Below are 16227 nucleotides of genomic sequence, written 5' to 3'. Positions count from 1 at the left end.
CAGCGATGTTACAGATTTCATGGACTGACCCTGTCCCGGATTTGCCACCGGCGAGAACGAGAGATCCGGCGCTTCATCGGCCGGGGTTCTTGGCGCGCTTGGTCGCCTCGGACCGATTTGTAGCGGTGCGTCTTGCGATCGAAACGCAGAACGGCCCAGCTGCGCCGCTAACTCATGGCGAAATTCAGATCGGTGATGGTCAATTGAGACGGGCACCACCCACCGCTGGCGCATCGCTGATCGCTGCGGCGATGCGTAACGCTTCGGGGAAGTCCTCACTATGGATGACCCGGCGGCTCGCCGGTCCCAGACAGACACGCTCCAACATCGCCTTTGGTTGCGCCTGCACACCGGAAAGGATGATCTGCGTGCCGGTAGATGTCGCTTGCCGGACGATTTCCTCGATCGCGGTAACTCCGCTTGCATCGAGCAGGGGAACGCGCCTCATCCGCAGGACGATGACTTTGGGCGCGTGCCCGATACGGCGCAGCGTGTCGAGCAATTCGTTCGCGACGCCAAAGAAGACTGGTCCGTCGATCCGGAACACCTCGACACCCATGGGCAACGCATCACGCTGGTGAATGTCCTCATCTTCCTCCTCCCGATCTGGCGCCGGACGATCATTGTCGCTCGCAATCTCCACCGTCTTGCTCATGCGCATCATGAAGAGGAGCGAGGCCAGCGTCACGCCCACGCCGATCGCTACCGTGAGATCGACCAGCACCGTGAGGCCGAAGGTGAGCAACAGCAGGCCGCGATCCCCATTGGGCATGCGGAGCAATTGGATGAAGCGATGATGTTCACTCATGCCCCAGGCGACCATGAACAGGATCGCCGCAAGCGCCGCCAAGGGCACATAGGCCATGAGATCGGAAGCGAAGAGGACGAACAGCAGCAGGAATATCGCATGCATCATGCCGGCGACGGGCGAGATGGCACCGGCCTTGATGTTGGTCGCCGTGCGCGCGATGGCCCCGGTCGCCGGCAGGCCGCCGAACAGAGCCGAGGCCAGATTGGCGACGCCCTGGCCAACCAGTTCCTGGTTCGACCGATGCCGGGACCCGATCATCCCGTCGGCCACGACCGCCGAAAGCAGCGCTTCTATCCCGGCGAGAAAGGCGATGATGAAGGCCGAGGACATGACCGACTGCAACTTGGCGAACGAAATGTCGGGCAGCGCCGGAGCAGGCAGCCCGGTCGGCAGGTTCGGAAAGCGCGATCCGATCGTCGCGACCGGCAGGTGCAATAACGTTACAAGCCCCGCAGCAATTATGATGGCAATCAGGAAACCGGGCAGTCGCGGCGCCCATAGCCGCAGGGCGATGATCAGCGCCAGCGATCCGACGCCGACCATCAGGGCGTCGGGACGGATGCTGCCCAGCGCATCCCAATAAGCCTGCCATTTGGGGATGAAATCCGCCGGCACGCTCTTCATCGACAGCCCGAGAAAATCCTTCACCTGGCTGGACGCGATGATGACCGCAATCCCCGCAGTGAAGCCGATCACCACGGGCTGGGGGATGAACCGTACGAGACTGCCAAGGCCAGAATAGCCCGCGACGATCAATATCAGCCCCGCCATCAACGTGGCCAGCAGCAGCCCGTCATAGCCATGTTGCGCGATGACGTTGAAGACGACGACCACGAAGGCGCCGGTGGGGCCGCCGACCTGCACCCGCGAACCGCCAAGAGCGGAGATCAGAAAACCGGCGATGACGGATGTGATAAGACCCTTGTCCGGCGAGGCTCCGCTCGCGATCGCCAGGGCCATGGCGAGCGGGAGCGCTACGATCGCGACCGTCAGGCCCGCAACGGCATCCCGGCGGAAATTATCGAACGAATAGCCAGTGCCTATGACGGTAAAGAGCTTCGGCGTGAAGGCGGCAAGCCGCGCATCACGATGCATCATCTTGGTCCGCTGGCAATTCGGCTTGATCGAACAGCATTGAAAGCGTGCGCCGGGGCTGCTTGCCCGCCGCAGTCTCCTTCAAGCGCACTCCGCGCCCTATTCCATTGGAAACTGCATTCTCACCAATGATCTCGACGCCGGCGATCTCGAGCGCGTTGATGACCTTCACCAGCGTGTCAACGACGCTGCGAACCTGTCCATCAGAGGCTTCCATGCGCTGGATCGTCGGCAGAGACACCCCGGCCAGCGCAGCGAGCTGGCGCTGGTCGATGCCAAGAAGGGCGCGGGCGGCGCGCATTTGCTGCGAGGTGATCATCGTCGATTTATGATATATTATATATCAAATTGCAATCATAAGCTTCATTTATTCTATTTTCTATATGGATAAGCATAAGTGCGCCGGATAGATGAAGCCCGCCCAAGAGGGCATTAATCATGACCGGAAAGCGGGTTTTAAGTCAGCCCTGTCATCGCGGAACGGTTGACAGGGGGAACCGCCATGTATCGCCGTCTGATGTTCGTGCTGCCGATATTGCTGTTCGCGCAAGCCGCTCAGGCTCGGCAAGTGACGATAATCCAACCGCTCGCCCTGTCAGCCGGTCAGCCGGTCAGGATCACCGGCATGGATCTGGATTTCGCACCCGATATGCTCACCGAACTCCAGGAGAGCGATGCCAAGGCAGCGCGCAAGCGAGCCAACGCCGGCTTGCCTCCGCTCGATCCCGCCAGCTACCCAACCGGACCGCAAGATGGGGCACTATACGCCACCATGCCTTTCAAGCAGATGTTTCCGCTGGTCATCCGTGACGTCACCCGGGAATGGAAGCTGAACGACGGCACGCCCATCATCCTGCGGATCACATTGGACCGGCTGAAGACCGCCGATGCCGCCATGGCGATGCTGGCCGCCAGCTCGGACATGTTGGAAGGCACGGTAAACGTGGTCGATGCCGCATCCGCGCAAGCTCTGGGCAGTTTCCGGGTCGAGGTTCGCAACGGACATAGCGGGTGGGCGCAGATGATCGTGCGTGGCGGCGGCGTCCGGGAGAAGCTTGCCGAAGAATTCGGCCTGGAATTGTCGCGCCACATTTCCGGCCGCAGGAAAAAGCCGGACTGACAGCCCCTACACAAGCGACGGCGGCGTCCACGCAACGCCAAGGACCGTCATCATAGGACAAGGGGCGCCATTCATTCAGGCGGCCCCTGCTGCGGCCCGTCGCTCTACGACCCCTTCGCTGCTTCAGCCGCGGCCAGAACCCTCAGGACGTTGCCCGACCAGATCTTCTGGACATCCGCCTCACTATAACCCGCCTTCAACAGGGCAGCGGTGATCCTGGGCAGGTCGAGCACATCCTCCAGGCCGACAACGCCGCCGCCGCCGTCCCAGTCAAGGCCAATACCGACATGATCCGGCCCCGCCACCTTGAGCGCATGGAGCATATGCGCCATGAAATCGTCGAAGGTCGCCCGGTCCGTTTCCGGATAGAGCCGGTCGATTTCCTGCCGCTTGGCCAGCAATTCGGCGCGCTTTTCCGGCGACAGCTTTGCGTCCTCGCGCAACTGGCCGAAGAGCGCCTTCAACGCTTCCTGCCGCTGCGGATTGGGCTTGGAGGCGCGCAGATAGACGCCATAGGCGTTCATCTGGATCACCCCGCCCTTGGCGGCCAGCGCCTTCAAATGCTCGTCATCAATGTTGCGCGGATGGTCATAGACCGCCTTGCAGCCCGAATGGGTCAGCAGGACCGGCGAGGTGGACAGCGCCAGCAGATCGTCCAGCACCTGATCGCTGCTGTGCGACGCGTCCGGCACGATGCCGAGGCGGTTCATCTCCTTCAACAGCTCCTTGCCCAGCGGGCTGAGGCCGCCATAGCGCGGCTTCTTCGACGGATCGGTGGAGCTGTCGGCAAACTGGTTGTGCGCGAAATGGGCGAAGCCCGACACCCGCACGCCCATGTCGTAGAAGGTCTTGAGCAGCGACACATCCTCGCCCAGCGGATAGGCGTTCTCGATCGACATGAAGACGACCCGCTTGCCCGAGGCCGCGATCTTCGCGGCGTCCTTCGCCTCCAGCGCCAGCGTGAAATTCGCCGGGTCCGCCGCCACCATCTCCCGGATCGACACGCCGCGCAGCAGCGCGAAGTCGCGCGATTTGCGGAAGCCTTCCTCGGTCAGCGGTCCCTGCGGCGTGTAGATCGCAAAGAAACCACCGTCGAGGCCGCCCTTCTTCATGCGCGGCAGGTCGACCTGGGTATAGTCGCTATGAACCCCATGCTCCTCCTCGATCGACCAGCCGGGCAGGTCCAGCGAGGCGGGCGTATCGAGATGGCTGTCGAGCGTCAGCAATCTCTGATGAAGCTGGTAGACTTTCTTCGGCACCTCCTGCGCTGGCGCCGCAATCGGGAGCAGCGCGATCAGCGCCGCCCCCGCCATCATCCTTTTCCGCATCAAATCTCGCCCGAAATGGTGAACTGGAACGTGCGCGGCGACAGCGGCCGGAAGAAGCCGTCGCCGGTCACGGAGGAGGAGATATAGGACAATCTGTCCTTGTCGAAGATATTATCGATGTTGAACCGCGCCTTGACGCTCTTGACCGGCCCGAAGCTCCAGCCGTCACCAATGTCGACATAGGCGTTGAACACGGTGAAGCCCGGCACGCTCGATCCGGCCTGATTGGTGAAGGTCGACCAGCGCTTGCCGGTATATTTGCCCGAGACGTTGGCGACCAACCAGCTTGCCGGTTCGACCGTCACGCCACCACTGACGATCCATTTCGCGCTGTCGGGAATATATTTGTCCGCGATCAGGATCGGCGTGGCGGCCGGAATGTCATCCTGGAACTTGGCGTTGTTATAGGTGACGTTGAGGTTGGTATAGGCAAGGCCGTTCAGGAAGGACGGCTTGTAAGTGCCGCTGAACTCCGCGCCATAGGCCCGCACCCGCCCGACATTCTGATAGAATGTCTCGGTCGCGGCGCCGCCGCTGCCCGGCAGGATGGTCGTGATCGACTGGATGCGGTTCTTGAACTTGGTGTAGAAGCCCGCGAGCGAGGCATAGAGCTGCCCCTGATTGGTGCGGACGCCGATTTCCATGTTCTGCGAGCGTTCGGCATCCGGCTGCGGCACCCGCAGGCCGCCGGGACGGATGACGGAGTAGATGTCGTCCATCCCCTTGGGCAGGGCCATATTCTCGGCATAGGAGGCGAAGAGCTGGGTGCGCTCGTCGATCTTGTAGAGCAGGCCCGCCATCGGCAGGAACATATCCTTGTAATGGGCGGTGTTGATGCTCGGGCCATAGCCCGCGCGCGCCACGCCACCGACGATCCGGTAATAATCGTCGAAGTCGCGATAGCCATTATAGCGATAGTCGAGCATCAGCCCCTTGAAGCCGAAGTCCAGTACCAGTTTATCGTCCGCCAGCTTCAGCGTATCCTTCAGGAACACCTGAAGCGTGTCGCGCTGGGAATGATAGTCGCGGCGCAGATAGACCAGTTCATTGAGATTGGGCTCACTGTCAGGTGCGCCGTCGGTCGTGTTGTAGCGGGCCTGGGTGCGGTGATATTTGTCTACCTCTGCCCAAACGCCTGCTTCGACGGTATTAGCGCCCATTTCCCAGTGCAGCTTGGTGGTGATGCCATAACGGTCGCCCCCCACGCCGGACCGGCCGAACTCGATCCCCTTGGGCCGCGTGACCGGCAGGCCGACAGCGACCTGACCATTATAGCGGGTCAAGGAGTTGGAGTAGGTGTCGGGCGACACGCCATAGCCGCCCTTATCTTCCCAATAGAGCGTCGATTCGGCCCACACGCCGTCCACGATGCCCGCGTGGAAGGTCGCGCCGTAAAGCTTGTCCTTCCGCACGTTGATGGCGAGGTTGTAGACCTGCGCATAATTGGGGTTGGAATAATAGACGCCTGGGACCGTCGGCGCGAATGGCATCGTGCCGTTGATGACCGTCGTGTTCGGCACATTCTCGATATAGGCGAAATCACGGCCGCAGGCGCCGACCACGCTTTTCACCGTGCAATTATATTGGGCGCGAGAGATGGTGGGCGAGTCATAGTCGAAGAAGTCGTTCGACACGAATTTGAACCGCGCCCAGCTATCGCCGCCCAGATCGGCGTGGATCTGCCCTTCCCAATGTTCGCGGTCGACCGATCCGGGGCCGCGCCACAGGTCGCTGTCCAGCTTGGTGCGGCTGACATAGGCCTTGAACGGGCCGACCCGCCCGGTGCTGGCGCGGATGAAGGTGCGCTTCATGCCGAAATCGCCAAAGCTCTGCGATACGAACAGGCCCATCTCATCCTGCGGCGCGATGCTGTTATACTGCACCACCGGCCCAAGCGTGGAATAGCTCGGCAGGCCGACGTCCCCTGCCCCGACCGCGGCCTCGACCACGCCCAGATTTTCATTGTCGACATAGCGGAACACCGGGCTGCCGCCGAAGGCGTCGCTGCGGCCCGTCGGAATGCCGTCGACCACGAAACCGATCTGATCGAGGTTGAAGGCGCGGGTCTGGACGCTGTTGCCGAATTCATAGAGGCCCAGCGCGCCGTCGGTCTGAACGTTGAAGCCGGGCAGTTGCTCCAGCATCTTCAGGCCCGAAATGCCCGATGGCGCCGACAGCAGAGCTTCCCGCGTGATCGCCACGACATTGCTGACCTTGTCCTCGCCAATGGCCTCCGCCGATTGGGAGATACGCCGGCCGGTGACGGTGATCGTGCCGGCATCTTCTTCCGTATCCGGCTGTTGCGCCCAGGCATGAGGCGATACGGCGCCGATGCAGCATGACAGCAGCAGTGCGGCACGACGAACGGACGAGAATTTCTGCATAAATGGCTCCCTTTCGGCCCTTTTCGGGCAGTTATAGGCCGTTCAGGCGCACGGCGGGCCGTGGCACGCAGCGCGGCATCTCTCCAAAGAACAGGGAAGCCGGGCGCATCATACGCCCAGCCGGTTTTCTCAGTTTTCTTGTGAAACGAAATGATGGTGGAAATCCGCCAAGGACAAACGAGTAATTCTCAATCCGCAACGAATTTTCTGATCGAGACCGTCCGCCTTACGCCCGGCATGCCAAGAGAAACTTCGCCCAAGCCCTTCTAAATCCTTGCCCTATTCAAACGCAGCGCATTGCCGACCACGCTGACCGAGGACAAGGCCATCGCGGCGGCCGCGATGACCGGCGAGAGCAGGATTCCGAAAAAGGGATAGAGCAAACCGGCCGCAATCGGCACACCGGCTGCATTGTAGACGAAGGCGAAGAACAGATTCTGCCGGATGTTGGACATGGTCGCTTCGCTCAGCGCCCGCGCCCGCGCTATGCCGGTGAGGTCGCCCTGGAGCAGCGTCACTCCGGCGCTTTCGATCGCGACATCGGTGCCCGAACCCATGGCTATGCCGACATCGGCGGCGGCCAGCGCCGGGGCGTCGTTGACCCCGTCGCCCGCCATCGCCACCACATGGCCTTCGCTCTTGAGGCGGGCGACAACGGCGCTCTTCTGATCGGGCAGAACCTCCGCCTCCACCTGATCGATCCCCAGGCGCCGCGCAACCGCCTGCGCCGTCGTGCGATTGTCGCCGGTGAGCATGACGACCGTGATGCCCTTCCTGCGCAGCGCGGCGAGCGCCTCGGGCGTGGTCTGCTTGATCGCATCGGCAATGGCGAAGACGCCTGCGACCATGCCGTCGATGCCGATGAAAATGGCGGTGGCGCCATCGCGGCGCAGGGCATCGGCTTGCTCGCCCAGCGGATCGGCCGAAATGCCATATTCTTCGAGGAAACGGGCATTGCCAAGCAGGATGCGCTTGCCTTCCACCGTTCCGATCGCGCCCTTGCCGGTGGGGGAATCGAATTCGCTGACCTGCGGCAGCGCCAGACCCCTCGCCTCTGCCGCCGCCACGATGGCGAGCGCCAGGGGATGCTCGGAAACGCGCTCGACCCCGGCAGCGAGCCGAAGCAGAGCATTTTCCTCAAAGCCCGGAGCCGTAACGATGCCGGTGAGCGACGGCTTGCCCTCCGTGAGCGTGCCGGTCTTGTCGACGACCAGCATGTCGACCTTTTCCATCCGCTCCAGCGCCTCGGCATTCTTGATCAGCACGCCGAGGCCTGCGCCACGGCCGACGCCGACCATAATCGACATGGGCGTGGCAAGACCAAGCGCGCAGGGGCATGCGATGATGAGCACGGCCACCGCCACGATCAAGCCGTGGGCGAAGCGCGGCTCTGGCCCCCAGAGCGCCCAGATAGCGAAGGCAGCGATCGCAACCAGCAGCACGGCGGGGACGAACCAGCCCGCGACCTGATCGGCCAGGCGCTGGATCGGCGCACGGGAGCGCTGAGCATCGGCCACCATCCGGACGATGCGGGCGAGCATAGTGTCATGGCCGACTTTCTCCGCCCTGACGAGGAGCTGACCGCTCCGGTTGAGCGTGCCGCCGATCACATGGTCCCCGGCCGCCTTAGTGACGGGCATGGATTCGCCGGTCACCATCGACTCATCAATGGCGGAGCGACCGTCCTCGACCACCGCGTCGACCGGCACCTTCTCGCCCGGGCGAACGCGCAGCTTGTCGCCAACCGCTACCAGATCAAGCGGAATTTCCTCGTCATTGCCGTCGTCGCGCAGGCGCCGTGCGGTCTTGGGCGCCAGGTTGAGCAACGCCTTGATCGCGCCCGAAGTCCGTTCCCGCGCCCCAAGTTCAAGCACCTGGCCCAGCAGCACCAACACGGTGATGACGGCGGCCGCCTCGAAATAGACCGCGACGCTTCCATGTTCCCGGAAAGCCGCCGGAAAAATGCCCGGCGCCAGCGCCGCCGCCATGCTGTAGGTCCATGCCACCCCGGTTCCCATGGCGATCAGCGTGAACATGTTGAGGTTGCGGGTCTGGAGCGACCGCCAGCCCCTTTCGAAAAAGGGCCAGCCGCCCCACAGCACGACCGGGGTCGCGAGCAGGAGTTGAATCCAGATCGAGACATGATCGGAAACGAGGTGATGGAGCGCCGGAAAAAGATGCCCGCCCATTTCGAGCACAAACACCGGAATGGCAAGCAGGAGGCTGATCCGGAAGCGGCGCGTCATGTCGACCAGCTCCGCGCTGTGACCGGCATGGGCGGTGGCGACTTCGGGCTCCAGCGCCATGCCGCAAAGCGGGCAGGCGCCGGGATGGTCCTGCCGGATTTCCGGGTGCATGGGACAGGTCCAGATCGCAGGCGCCGCAGCCGCTTGGGATAAGGCTTCCTTGCGATCCCATTCGATACCGGACATCAGATGCTGCTCCCTTGCCCTTGCAGGATGGTACGGATGGACCGGCGAAAATGTCGACATGCTCCGCCCACCCGTCCATCAGGATAAATACGGAGTCCTCCGGCCCTGATATGATCTATGGATGATGAAGACGGCGCAACAGGAGGCTTTCGATGCAACAGATGGTCGCCATGCAGATCAGCGCCCCCGGCCAGCCGCTGGAGAAGATCGAGCGCGCCGTGCCCGCGCCGGGCGCGGGGGAATTGCTTGTCCAAGTCGCCGCTTGCGGGGTTTGCCGGACCGATCTGCATGTGCTGGACGGCGAAATCCCCGCGCATTATCCGATCATACCGGGGCATGAGATCGTCGGCCGGGTCGCTGCGATCGGGCAAGGCGTGGAAGGCTTTGCCATCGGGCAACGGGTCGGCGTTCCCTGGCTGGGACATACATGCGGCCAATGCGCCTATTGCCGGGCGGATCGCGAAAATCTCTGCGACGCGCCACTGTTTACCGGCGCGACGCGCGATGGCGGCTATGCGACCCACGCGATTGCCGATGCGCGCTATTGTTTCATCCTGCCTGAGCGGTTTTCCGATGTCGAAGCCGCGCCGCTGCTCTGTGCCGGTCTCATCGGTTGGCGCGCTCTGCGGCTGGCGGGCGAAGCGCCTGTGATCGGACTCTACGGCTTCGGGGCGGCGGCCCATATTCTGGCGCAGGTCGCACGGGCTCAAGGCCGCACCGTGTACGCCTTCACCAAGGATGGCGACGATGAGGGGCAGGCTTTTGCGCGGTCGCTGGGCTGCGCCTGGGCGGGCGGTTCATCGCAGACCCCGCCGGAGCCGCTGGACGCGGCGTTGATCTTCGCCCCCGTTGGCGATCTCGTCCCGCTGGCATTACGCGCCGCGCGCAAGGGCGGCAGGGTCGTGTGCGCGGGCATCCATATGAGCGATATCCCCTCCTTCCCCTACGCCGATTTGTGGGAAGAGAGAATATTGCTCTCCGTCGCCAATCTGACCCGCGAGGACGGCACCTCTTTCTTCGAACTGGCAAGCAACATCGCACTCCACACCGTGACGGAAACATTCCGGCTGGAGGATGCGGGTGAAGCGCTCCACCGCCTGCGAACAGGCAAGGTGAAGGGCGCGGCGGTGATCGTGCCGCCACAGGTCGCATAACGCATGCCCGACATCGGCCAGCCCTATCTGTCCATGATCGCCTCCATCGCGATCGGACTGCTCGTGGGGATTGAGCGCGGCTGGACCCAGCGGGATCTGGGCAAAGGCCACAGGGTCGCCGGTTTTCGAACCTTCGGCCTGATCGGCCTGCTGGGAGGGATGGGAGGATTGGCGCCAGATATGGTCGCGGCCACCCTCGGCGCGGGAGTCGCGGTCATTCTGGCCGTCGGCTATTCCCGCAGCGCCGATCCGGACCATCTGTCCGCGACGACCACGCTCGCGGGCCTTTTAACCTTCGGGGCGAGTTTCTGCGCCACGCGACTCTCGCCCGCGCTTGGCCTGGCCATGGGCGCGGCGACCTTTGCGATATTGAGCTCCCGGCAATCGATGCACGCCATGCTGAGGGGCATGGACGAGAGCGAGATAGAGAGCGTCTCCCGCTTCCTGCTGGTCGCCCTCATCATCCTGCCATTGCTGCCGGATGCAGCCTACGGTCCCTATGACGCCTGGAATCCGCGAAAGATCTGGATGGTGGTCGTGTTCGTGATGGGCCTGTCCTTTGCGGGCTATGCCATTTCGCGACGCTTCGGGCGTGAGCGAGGGATTTTGCTGGTGGCGCTGACCGGCGCCATCGTTTCCTCCACCGCGGTGACAGCCGATTATGCGCGGCGGCTGCGCGATGAACCGGCGGCGCGAACCTTATTGTCGGCTGGCATCGCGGTGGCCTCTATCGTCATGTTCGTGCGGGTCCAGTTGGTGGCGCTCGTCCTCATTCCCCGCGCCGTCCCTACACTGGCGCTAACGATGGCGCCCGCGACACTCGTTGGCGTTATCTTCGCCCTGATCGCCTGGCGGCGGCATGGCGAAGGAAGCGACGGCATGGGGATCGCCAATCCGCTCGGCTTCGGACCGGCGCTTATGCTGGCCGCCATCGTGGCGGGACTGTCGCTCGCCGCGCGATGGGCGCTGGAGCATTTCGGGCAGCAGGGCATGGCGGTCGTCCTGACGCTGACCGGCATATCGGACGTCGACGCGGCGGTCATGACCATGGCGGGCCTGCCGCCCGGCCTGCTCGACAATCGCACCGCCGGGTTGATTTTAGGAAGCGCGGTCCTCGCCAACACGCTCGCCAAGGCGGTCATGACTGTGGTCATCGGCTGGGGCCACGGCGGCATCAGGGCCGCCATGCCGCTGTTCGCCGCTCTGGTGGCGGCTGCCATCAGCCTTGCGGGCTGGACTGCAATCTAAAAGCTCGCGGTCAAATTGAACGAAGTATAGCGCGTCCATTTTCCTGCAGGCGCATTGGGCGCGTCCCGCAGAAACCGGCTCTTGGCGAGCAGCAGCCCGTCGAACTCGAAGCGCAGACGCGAAGGAACCACCCAATAGCGCAGCCGCGCCTCCATCTGATGGCCGGCAAAACGGCCCGACCGCCCGGCGGCGTCCCTCACGCCGGTCGTCGAGAAGGCGTCCGTCCGTGATGCCAGCCACAGGGCGCGATAGGCCGCAAACCAATCCCACCTTTTATCCGGTGTCGCCTCCAGTCTGATGCCCGGCGTCATGATATTCGTCCGCGCCACGGCATTATACAGGCCGGCGGGAGCCAAATCCGCCCGGCGCATGCCGAACAGCGTGTCGAACCGGCCATAGCGCCCTCCCCTTTTGTCTCCGCTCGCCCGGTCGAATTCGACCGAGAGACGCGGTTTCCAGGAGCCTGCGAAACTATATCCCGCATCGGCGTGCAGAAAGCTCGCGCCGACGGATTGCCGTGCCGCCGACGGCGCGAGCGATGCGCTGATCTGGCCGGTTTGATAAAAAGCCTCGACCTCATAGTCGAACCGGCCGGTTTCCGGTTCGCGGATGATCCGCCCGCCAAAGGTATCGAGCGAACGGTCCCGCGTCGGCCGTCCCGGTTCGTCGCGTTCCCCCAGATGGAAATAGGACAGTTCCGCCATGGCCGGACCGATCGCCCTGGCCTTGCTGACGATGCCGCCCCACAGCACCAGATCGAAGCCTTCATGATCGATCCTCACCCGCTTGTTACGGACGCCATCGGAGTCGTCCGGACGCCGCTGCTGCGGCAGGGTGTAGATGAAAACCGCCTTCACCCCCTGCGGCGCGGTCAGATCGGCGCGCAAGCCTGTATAGCCGTTGGTCGTGTTGCGATAATCGTCGGCCGCGACGAGGCGGCGTGAACCAAGGTTGAGCATAAACCGCCCCGCCATCAGGCTGAGCTTGCTGCCTTTGCCCAGCGGCTCGGCTATGTCGCCAGCGACATAGGCCTGGACCAGTTCCATCGCATTGACCTCATTGGTCGAGATCGGCGTGCCGGGATCAGCGCCATAGGCCCGGCTGTCGAACAGTTCCGCTCCCACCCTGAACGCGCCCGACCGATATTCAGCCAGAATCTGGGTGCGGACGTTGAACAGGCTGTCGTCGCGATCGAACCCGGCGCGTGGCTGCCCCTCAATCTCTTCAAAGCGCAACCGCACGCTGCCGCTGAGGGCAAGACCGTCATTCTGTGCCGATGCAGGCGCGGCTCCAGAGAGCGCCGTCGCGCCGATCATTGCAAAGGGGAAAGCCCGCTTCATTGATATTCCTATTTCTTCGAATCCTTATTCTTGATACATATGCATCATGTCGAACGCCACCCCCTGGCTTGCCTTGCTTCACCAGCTTCCTGCGAAGCCACCTTATTTGCGGGTCAAGATCTGGCGGCGCCTGCAGGCCATCGGCGCGGTGCCGCTGAAGAACGCCGTCCACGTCCTGCCCCATTCGGCAGAGGGAGCAGCGGCCTTCCGTGACCTCATGGCGGAGATCACCACCAATGGCGGCGAGGCGATATTGATCGAGGCGCATCTGCTGGCGGGCCAGTCGGACGGCGACGTCCGCGCCCTGTTCGATACCGCCCGCAATGCCGATTATGACGAGATCGCGCTGGCCGCCCGCCGCCTGCTGGAAACCGGCCCCGCCAGCGGACCGGACATCGCCCGGTTGCAAAAGCGGCTTGAGGACATCGGCCGGCTCGATTTCTTCGGCGCGCATGGACGGCAGGAGGCGGAGGCCGCGCTCGCGGAACTGGACCGCCAGCGTTACCAGCATCCAGACGTCAGCCGCACCGATCCTGTGGACGGGATCGGCGCGAATGATCTGACGAACCGGATCTGGGTGACGCGCAGCGGCGTCCATGTCGATCGCATCGCCTGCGCCTGGCTGATCCGCCGCTTCATCGATCCCGACGCCCGCTTCACATTCGTCGACAGCCGCTATCATGATCCGGCGGAGGGCGAACTGCGCTTCGACATGGCCGATGCCGAATTCACCCATGAAGGCGATCGGTGCAGTTTCGAAACATTGCTGCTGCGGGCGAGGCTGCAAGACGACCCCGCACTGGTCGCGATCGGGGAGATCATCCATGATCTCGACATTGGCGACGGCAAGTTCGCGCGGCCCGAAACGCCGGGCCTGAGCGCCATATTGTCGGGCGTCTGCGCCTCCACCGACGACGACAACCAGCGCATCGCCATGGCGAGCGACGCCCTGAACCAGTTTCACGCCTTTTTCAGCAACAGAAAGACGGACCGATGACGGCCAGCCTATCTTCCACCACTCCTGCGGCCTCCCCGTCCAACGGCGATCACGGCATTTCACTGGGCGAAGCGACGCGCGTCTGGGCGCGGATCGCGGCGCTCAGTTTCGGGGGCCCGGCGGGGCAGATCGCCGTGATGCACCGGCTGCTGGTCGAGGAAAAGCGCTGGATCGGTGAGGAACGTTTCCTCCACGCGCTCAACTATTGCATGCTGCTGCCGGGACCGGAGGCGCAGCAACTCGCCATCTATATCGGCTGGCTGCTGCACAAGACCAAGGGCGGGCTGATCGCGGGCATATTGTTCGTGCTGCCCGGCTTCCTCGCCATATTGGGCCTTAGCTATATCTATGTCCTGCTGGGCCATGTGCAGATCATCGAAGGACTGTTCTTCGGCCTGAAGGCGGCGGTGCTGGCGATCGTGATGCAGGCGGTGGTCCGGGTCGGATCGCGGGCGCTGAAGAACAACGTCATGCGCGGGATCGCCGCCGCAGCCTTCGTGGCGATCTTCTTCCTTGGCGCGCCCTTCCCGTTGATTATCCTGGCGGCGGGCCTGGGCGGCTTCATCGGCGGGCGTAGCGGCATCGCGGCGTTCCAGGGCGGCGGCGGTCATGGCCCGGCGAGCGGCGATGTCGTCCATGACCGCGACACCGCATTGGGCGAGCAATTGCCCGACCATGCCCGCCCTCATCCGGGCTGGTCGTTGCGCATCTCGGCAGTGTTTCTGATCCTCTGGCTGGGGCCGGTGCTGGCGCTGTTCCTGACCCTGGGACCGGATAATGTGTTCACCCATATCGCCAGCTTCTTCAGCCAGATGGCGGTCGTCACCTTCGGCGGCGCCTATGCGGTGCTGGCCTATGTCGCGCAGGAGGCGGTCGGCACATTCGGTTGGCTCAAGCCAGGCGAAATGCTCGACGGCCTGGGTATGGCGGAAACGACGCCGGGGCCGCTGATCATGGTGACGCAGTTCGTGGGATTCCTGGCCGCCTTCCGTGATTCCGGGGTGCTGCATCCGCTGATCGCCGCGACCCTGGGCGCGATCCTTACCACCTGGGTCACGTTCGTCCCCTGCTTCCTCTGGATTTTCGCGGGCGCGCCCTTCATCGAGCGGCTGCGCGGCAATCCGGCGCTTTCGGCGGCGCTGACAGCGATCACCGCAGCCGTCGTCGGCGTGATCCTCAATCTCGCCATCTGGTTCGCCATCCACACCCTGTTCGGGCAGGTCCAGCGGATCGCGGGGGTAGACCTGCCAGTGCTGTCCAGCGTCAATATTCCTGCCCTGCTGCTGTCGATCGGCGCGATGATCGCGGTGTTCCGGTTCAAGGTCGGCGTGCTGCCAGTGCTGGGGGCATGCGCAGCCCTTGGCGCGGCCTATGTCTTCATCGCCTGACCCCATCGACGCCGATGCGGGCAAGATCAGGCTCTAGGCGCTATTCCTCCTCCCGCCAGCCCTGTTCACCGATCAGCGGCACGAACATGACCGCGCCCAGATCATGCTCGACATAACGGTCCTCGCCTTCCCGCGTCACCTTGCACAGCCTCTGCCCGCCGGAAGCGCCGACCGGGATGATCAGATGTCCCCCGATCTTCAACTGCTGGCGCAGCGCCTGCGGCACGACGGGCGCGGCGGCGGCGACCAGGATGGCGTCGAAGGGCGCCTCCTCGGGCAATCCTCGCGTGCCGTCGCCTATGCGAATCTCGACATTGGCATAGCCAAGCGCCGCCATCCGCCTTTCCGCCAGCCTGCCCAGCGCCTCATGCCGCTCGATCGCGAAGACCCGGCCCGCAAGCTGGCCCAGCAGCGCAGCCGCATAGCCCGATCCCGCACCGACCTCCAGCACGCGGGATTGCGGCCCGATCTCCGCCGCCTCCAGCATGGCGGCGACGATATAGGGTTGGGAAATGCTCTGCTCCTCTTCGATCGGCAGGGCGGAATCCTCATAGGCATAGTCTTCCAGCCCTTCACGCACGAAGCGTTCGCGCGGAACGGCCCGCATGGCCGCGAGAAGGCGGGGATCGCGAATGCCGCGCCGGGCGATCTGGCGATCGACCATCCTGTCACGCAACTGCTGATAATCGGTCATGGCACTGCCTTTCCGACCGGTTGGCCCCTCATGCACAGCCAGCGCCGCGTTTCGGCAGCCATTCGCGCATTCGCGGCACATTTCGGCGCAAAGCTTACAATGTTTATGAAGGGGTGGCGACCGTTCCTCCGCCCGCATACCGCAGACGAAGACGGGGATCAGGGCTTGAAAGCCGCCCCGGCTCCCGCCATCTGACGGTTCGGATTCCACTGGCCGGATTCCATTAGGGAGAGATT

12 protein-coding genes and 1 pseudogene are annotated in these 16227 nt (G+C 63.6%); 5 read left to right on the top strand and 8 right to left on the bottom strand.

Annotated elements, in window-relative coordinates; genetic code table 11:
• Positions 1–199 precede the first annotated feature (199 nt).
• Both K426_RS08900 and K426_RS08895 read right to left on the bottom strand, forming a co-directional pair.
• Positions 200–1909: a SulP family inorganic anion transporter gene (locus K426_RS08900; RefSeq protein ID WP_237229986.1), complete on the bottom strand. Its 1710-nt coding sequence runs from the start codon at positions 1907–1909 to the stop codon at positions 200–202.
• Positions 1896–2225 carry a helix-turn-helix domain-containing protein gene (locus K426_RS08895; RefSeq protein WP_066556056.1) on the bottom strand — a complete coding sequence of 110 codons (330 nt, stop codon included), beginning with the start codon at positions 2223–2225 and terminating at the stop codon, positions 1896–1898. The genes K426_RS08900 and K426_RS08895 overlap by 14 nt, the downstream gene beginning before the upstream one ends.
• A 183-nt stretch (positions 2226–2408) precedes the next feature.
• Here K426_RS08895 and K426_RS08890 point away from each other — a divergent pair, with 183 nt between their 5' ends.
• The gene (locus K426_RS08890) at positions 2409–3026 is read left to right on the top strand and encodes a hypothetical protein (RefSeq protein ID WP_066556054.1); all 618 of its coding nucleotides are present in this window, start codon (positions 2409–2411) and stop codon (positions 3024–3026) included.
• A gap of 104 nt (positions 3027–3130) precedes the next feature.
• Here the strand turns inward: K426_RS08890 and K426_RS08885 are convergent, their stop codons facing one another.
• The 3 genes from K426_RS08885 to K426_RS08875 form a co-directional block, all read right to left on the bottom strand.
• Positions 3131–4354, bottom strand: a complete 1224-nt coding sequence (locus tag K426_RS08885; protein ID WP_066556053.1) for a dipeptidase — start codon at positions 4352–4354, stop codon at positions 3131–3133.
• Positions 4354–6738 (bottom strand): TonB-dependent receptor, encoded by a 2385-nt coding sequence (locus K426_RS08880; protein WP_066556051.1) that lies wholly within the window; start codon positions 6736–6738, stop codon positions 4354–4356. Before K426_RS08880 ends, K426_RS08885 begins: the two co-directional genes overlap by 1 nt.
• Before the next feature lie 266 nt (positions 6739–7004).
• Entirely contained in the window at positions 7005–9230 is a 2226-nt protein-coding gene (locus K426_RS08875; protein WP_082748482.1) for a copper-transporting P-type ATPase, read from the bottom strand.
• 92 nt (positions 9231–9322) lie between these two features.
• Here K426_RS08875 and K426_RS08870 point away from each other — a divergent pair, with 92 nt between their 5' ends.
• Positions 9323–10324 (top strand): zinc-dependent alcohol dehydrogenase family protein, encoded by a 1002-nt coding sequence (locus K426_RS08870; RefSeq protein ID WP_066556049.1) that lies wholly within the window; start codon positions 9323–9325, stop codon positions 10322–10324.
• A 3-nt stretch (positions 10325–10327) separates the two neighbouring features.
• Positions 10328–11572 carry an MgtC/SapB family protein gene (locus tag K426_RS08865; RefSeq protein WP_066556047.1) on the top strand — a complete coding sequence of 415 codons (1245 nt, stop codon included), beginning with the start codon at positions 10328–10330 and terminating at the stop codon, positions 11570–11572.
• Here K426_RS08865 and K426_RS08860 read toward each other — a convergent pair.
• Positions 11569–12912 carry an alginate export family protein gene (locus K426_RS08860; RefSeq protein WP_066556045.1) on the bottom strand — a complete coding sequence of 448 codons (1344 nt, stop codon included), beginning with the start codon at positions 12910–12912 and terminating at the stop codon, positions 11569–11571. The two genes, K426_RS08865 and K426_RS08860, sit on opposite strands and share 4 nt — an antisense overlap.
• Positions 12913–12958: 46 nt before the next feature.
• Here K426_RS08860 and K426_RS08855 point away from each other — a divergent pair, with 46 nt between their 5' ends.
• The gene (locus K426_RS08855) at positions 12959–13909 is read left to right on the top strand and encodes a chromate resistance protein ChrB domain-containing protein (protein WP_066556044.1); all 951 of its coding nucleotides are present in this window, start codon (positions 12959–12961) and stop codon (positions 13907–13909) included.
• Positions 13906–15297: a chromate efflux transporter gene (chrA, locus tag K426_RS08850; protein ID WP_066556041.1), complete on the top strand. Its 1392-nt coding sequence runs from the start codon at positions 13906–13908 to the stop codon at positions 15295–15297. The genes K426_RS08855 and chrA overlap by 4 nt, the downstream gene beginning before the upstream one ends.
• 40 nt (positions 15298–15337) lie before the next feature.
• Here the strand turns inward: chrA and K426_RS08845 are convergent, their stop codons facing one another.
• Both K426_RS08845 and K426_RS32495 read right to left on the bottom strand, forming a co-directional pair.
• The gene (locus K426_RS08845; RefSeq protein WP_169576147.1) at positions 15338–15991 is read right to left on the bottom strand and encodes a protein-L-isoaspartate(D-aspartate) O-methyltransferase; all 654 of its coding nucleotides are present in this window, start codon (positions 15989–15991) and stop codon (positions 15338–15340) included.
• A gap of 51 nt (positions 15992–16042) precedes the next feature.
• Positions 16043–16129 (bottom strand): annotated as a pseudogene (locus K426_RS32495) (four-helix bundle copper-binding protein); the annotation flags it as partial.
• Between the last annotated feature and the right edge of the window lie 98 nt (positions 16130–16227).

This window comes from Sphingobium sp. TKS, from assembly GCF_001563265.1.
In the GTDB taxonomy this organism is placed as follows: Bacteria; Pseudomonadota; Alphaproteobacteria; order Sphingomonadales; family Sphingomonadaceae; genus Sphingobium.
This window is presented reverse-complemented; position numbering and strand designations above follow the sequence as displayed.

Bases quoted from the DNA above. Each gene is read 5' to 3' on its own strand.
- chrA (WP_066556041.1), top strand. From the start codon at position 13,906: ATGACGGCCAGCCTATCTTCCACCACTCCTGCGGCCTCCCCGTCCAAC.
- K426_RS08865 (WP_066556047.1), top strand. From the start codon at position 10,328: ATGCCCGACATCGGCCAGCCCTATCTGTCCATGATCGCCTCCATCGCG.
- K426_RS08890 (WP_066556054.1), top strand. From the start codon at position 2,409: ATGTATCGCCGTCTGATGTTCGTGCTGCCGATATTGCTGTTCGCGCAA.
- K426_RS08880 (WP_066556051.1), bottom strand. From the start codon at position 6,738: ATGCAGAAATTCTCGTCCGTTCGTCGTGCCGCACTGCTGCTGTCATGC.
- K426_RS08860 (WP_066556045.1), bottom strand. From the start codon at position 12,912: ATGAAGCGGGCTTTCCCCTTTGCAATGATCGGCGCGACGGCGCTCTCT.
- K426_RS08900 (WP_237229986.1), bottom strand. From the start codon at position 1,909: ATGATGCATCGTGATGCGCGGCTTGCCGCCTTCACGCCGAAGCTCTTT.
- K426_RS08885 (WP_066556053.1), bottom strand. From the start codon at position 4,354: ATGCGGAAAAGGATGATGGCGGGGGCGGCGCTGATCGCGCTGCTCCCG.
- K426_RS08870 (WP_066556049.1), top strand. From the start codon at position 9,323: ATGCAACAGATGGTCGCCATGCAGATCAGCGCCCCCGGCCAGCCGCTG.
- K426_RS08875 (WP_082748482.1), bottom strand. From the start codon at position 9,230: ATGTCGACATTTTCGCCGGTCCATCCGTACCATCCTGCAAGGGCAAGG.
- K426_RS08845 (WP_169576147.1), bottom strand. From the start codon at position 15,991: ATGACCGATTATCAGCAGTTGCGTGACAGGATGGTCGATCGCCAGATC.
- K426_RS08855 (WP_066556044.1), top strand. From the start codon at position 12,959: ATGTCGAACGCCACCCCCTGGCTTGCCTTGCTTCACCAGCTTCCTGCG.
- K426_RS08895 (WP_066556056.1), bottom strand. From the start codon at position 2,225: ATGATCACCTCGCAGCAAATGCGCGCCGCCCGCGCCCTTCTTGGCATC.